Source organism: Stenotrophomonas sp. (genome assembly GCF_031995405.1).
Taxonomy (GTDB): Bacteria; Pseudomonadota; Gammaproteobacteria; order Xanthomonadales; family Xanthomonadaceae; genus Stenotrophomonas.
Genome location: NZ_DAMAGC010000191.1, coordinates 1 through 3,079 on the forward strand (window position 1 = coordinate 1; position 3,079 = coordinate 3,079).

General features: G+C 70.3%; 5 protein-coding genes. All 5 read right to left on the bottom strand.

Annotation, left to right across the window (positions count from 1 at the left end; genetic code table 11):
• Positions 1-440: 23S rRNA (pseudouridine(1915)-N(3))-methyltransferase RlmH (rlmH, locus tag RTO53_RS19475; RefSeq protein WP_312239319.1), on the bottom strand; the 440-nt coding region annotated here is incomplete at its 3' end.
• Between the two features lie 84 nt (positions 441-524).
• Positions 525-926, bottom strand: a complete 402-nt coding sequence (rsfS, locus tag RTO53_RS19480) for a ribosome silencing factor (protein ID WP_312239320.1) — start codon at positions 924-926, stop codon at positions 525-527.
• 97 nt (positions 927-1,023) lie between these two features.
• The gene (nadD, locus tag RTO53_RS19485; protein WP_312239321.1) at positions 1,024-1,689 is read right to left on the bottom strand and encodes a nicotinate-nucleotide adenylyltransferase; all 666 of its coding nucleotides are present in this window, start codon (positions 1,687-1,689) and stop codon (positions 1,024-1,026) included.
• A 5-nt stretch (positions 1,690-1,694) separates the two neighbouring features.
• Entirely contained in the window at positions 1,695-2,732 is a 1,038-nt protein-coding gene (gene holA / locus RTO53_RS19490) for a DNA polymerase III subunit delta (RefSeq protein ID WP_312239322.1), read from the bottom strand.
• Positions 2,733-2,761: 29 nt separating this feature from the next.
• Positions 2,762-3,079 (bottom strand): LPS assembly lipoprotein LptE (lptE, locus tag RTO53_RS19495; RefSeq protein WP_345784553.1); only part of this gene is annotated, 318 nt, incomplete at its 5' end.

Consider the following 3,079-nt stretch of genomic DNA (forward strand, 5'->3'; position numbering starts at 1 on the left):
ATCGCCGCCGCGCGATACAGCTGCTCTGCCACCACCAGGCGCACCAGCATGTGCTGCAGCGTCAGCGGCCCGATCCACCACTTCTCGTCGGCCAGCGCCGATACCTCGGACGAATGTCCCTCCGGCCCGCCGATCAGGAACGCCAGGTCCCTGCCCTGCCCGCGCCAGTGTTCCAGACGCTGCGCCAGCTGCTCCGAACTCAGCTGCCGGCCCGGCACATCCAGCGCCACCACATAGGCATTCTTCGGCAGTGCCGCGATCACCCGCCTGCCCTCGTCATCGGTGGCGCGGCGCGCATCGCGGCCCTTGCCGCGCAGGCCCGGCTCGATCTCCACCAGCTCGAACGGCAACCAGTGCGACAGACGCTTCTGGTACTCGGCAAATCCCTGGGCCACCCACGAGGGCGCGCGCTCACCGGTAGCGATCAACCTGGCTTTCATCTGCACTCTCCCGGCATCGGCCACGATGCCGTTGAAATGACAACGGCGCCATCGGCGCCGTCATCGTGACTCCAACGCGGCCGCTCAGCGCGCGTCGTAGTTGTACTCGTCGCCTTCATCGGCGTCGTCGAGCAGGCTCGGCGGCTGGTCGCCGACCGTCCACAGGCGCTCCAGCGCGTAGAACTCGCGCACGCGCGGCAGCATGACATGCACCACCACGTCGCCCAGGTCGACCAGCACCCACTCGGCTTCGCGCTCGCCTTCCACGCCCAGCGGCATCATCCCCAGCTGCTTGGCGAACTTGACCACCTCATCGGCAATCGACTTCACGTGCCGGCTTGAGGTGCCCGAGGCGATCACCATGTAATCGGCGACGCTGGACTTGCCGATCACGTCGATTTCGACGAGATCCTTGGCCTTCAGTTCTTCGGTGGCCTTGCGCACGCACTCCAGCAGCTGGAGGGTGGAGGGCGCCGGATTCGGCATTTGGACCTTGATGGTCTGGGGCTGGGCTTGGTTGCTCAAAGCGGGTGGACTCGATAAATGTGGGGCCGATTATACGGGCCCGGGCGCCCGAGCGTATTCACGGTGAAGACGCACCGTACAGGCCGCGCTCGGCGATGTAGTCGGCCACCGCCGCCGGCAGCAGCGCCCGCCAGTCCCCGCCGGCGGCGATCCGCTGGCGTACCGCGCTGGCCGACTCCTCGCGCAACGGGGCCTGCAGGCGCAGCACGCGGCCGGCCGGCGCACCCAGCAGATCGCGCTCGTGGCGGGCCCAGCGGCCCTCCAGCGCGGCGGCCAGGGCCGGCGGCAGGGCCTGCTCCAGCGGGCTGCCGGGACGGTCGGCGACGATGAAATGGGCCAGCCCGAACAGCGCCTCCCACTCATGCCAGCCGGTCAGGCCAAGCAGGCTGTCGGCCCCGACCAGCCAGGCCAGGGGCTGGTGCGGGCCAAGCTCGGCACGCAGTTCGCGCAGGGTGTCCACGCTGTAGGACGGCACCCCCGGCTGGCGGGCCGCGCGCTCCAGCTCGCGGCGATCCAGCAGCAGGCCCGGCTCCTCGCCGATGGCCAGGGCCAGCATGTGGGCGCGTTGTTCAGCATCGGCACCCGGCGGGGCGCGGTGCGGCGGGTCGGCCGCCGGCAGCAGGCGCACGGCGACCTGGAGCTGGTCGCGCGCGGCGCGTGCGATCGCCAGGTGCCCCAGGTGGACCGGATCGAAGGTGCCGCCGTAGTGGATGCGCAGGCCCATGCCGCTCAGGCGCGGGCCAGCAGGCGCACCGCGCGGGCCTCGGACACCGCCAGCAGCAGGCGCTCCACGCCCAGCCACGGATCGCCGTCGGCGCGCCCCTTGGCCATGCGATCGACCAGGCCGGCCTCGGCCACGAAACGGTCCCAGCGCCTGGGCTCGGGATGTCGCTGCAGCGCGCGCTTGAACGGGGCCTGGCGGGATTCCCAGATGCCGCGGCTCTTCATCTCCGCGGCCAGGTTGCCACCACGCGCCTGCACCCGCGCCAGTCCCGCCGTGGACAGCAATTCGCGGATCACCATCGGCATCAATGCGGCCACCGCTTCACCCTCCCCGCGCAACCCGGCCAGCATCCGCAGCACCGCCGCCGGTTGCCCGGAGAAACTGGCTTCAAGCAGGCGGAAGACGTCGTAGCGGGCTGCATCGGCAACCAGCGACTCCATCGTCTGTACGTCCAGGGTCTGACCGGCGGCGAGCAGCGCCAGCTTGTCGATTTCCTGCGCGGCGGCCAGCAGATTGCCTTCCACCCGCTCGGCCAGGCGCTGCACCGCGGCCGGTTCGGCACGCAGGCCCTTGCCGCGCAGGCGGCGCTCGATCCAGTCCGGCAGTTCATGCGGCTTGATCGCCCAGGCCACCGAGAGCACGCCGACGCGATTGACCGCCTCGGCCCACTTGCCCTGGTGGGCCTTGCTCCATTCGTTGCAGGTGATCATCAGGATCACGTCCGGCGCCGGGTTGGCACAGAACTGGCTGATCACCTCGGCACCGTCCTTGCCCGGCTTGCCGCTGGGCAGGCGCAGCTCCATCAGCCGGCGCGCACTGAACAGGCTGGGCGCGTTGAAACTGGCACCGACCTGGTCCCAATCGAAATCGCGGCCATCGGCATCGAACACCTCACGCTCGTCGATACCGTCGGCGCGCGCGCGGGCGCGCACCGCATCGGCGGCTTCTAGCACGCGCAGGGTCTCCGGGCCGGCGATCAGGTAAACCGGTGACAGCGCCTGGCTGGCCGGTTGACTGGCGAGTTGTTCGGGTCGCAGTTCCATCCTGGCGCGCCGGTCCGCGGGCGGACCGGTCAGTGCCCCTGGGTGGGGGCGGCCGGCGGCTGCACCGGCGGTTCAACCGGGGCGGTGGTCGGGGCGGCCGGCTTGGCCGGCACGCGACCTTCCATCTCGGCCCGCACCACGCTGTCGATGCGACGCATGATCGAGGCCGACATTTCACGACGCAGTTCGTCGGCGAGGATCTCGCGCTCGGTGGTGGTACCGGTGGCGTCGGTCGGCGGCGACACGTAATCGCGCGACAGCTCGATCACCTGCTGCGGCACCAGCTCGCTGCCATCCTCACGCAGGAACTTGAAGATCACCGCGTAGCGCAGGCTGTATTCCTGGGC

Excerpts from the sequence above, each read along its gene's own strand:
- nadD (WP_312239321.1), bottom strand. The coding sequence starts at position 1,689 with ATGGGCCTGCGCATCCACTACGGCGGCACCTTCGATCCGGTCCACCTG.
- holA (WP_312239322.1), bottom strand. The coding sequence starts at position 2,732 with ATGGAACTGCGACCCGAACAACTCGCCAGTCAACCGGCCAGCCAGGCG.
- rsfS (WP_312239320.1), bottom strand. The coding sequence starts at position 926 with ATGCCGAATCCGGCGCCCTCCACCCTCCAGCTGCTGGAGTGCGTGCGC.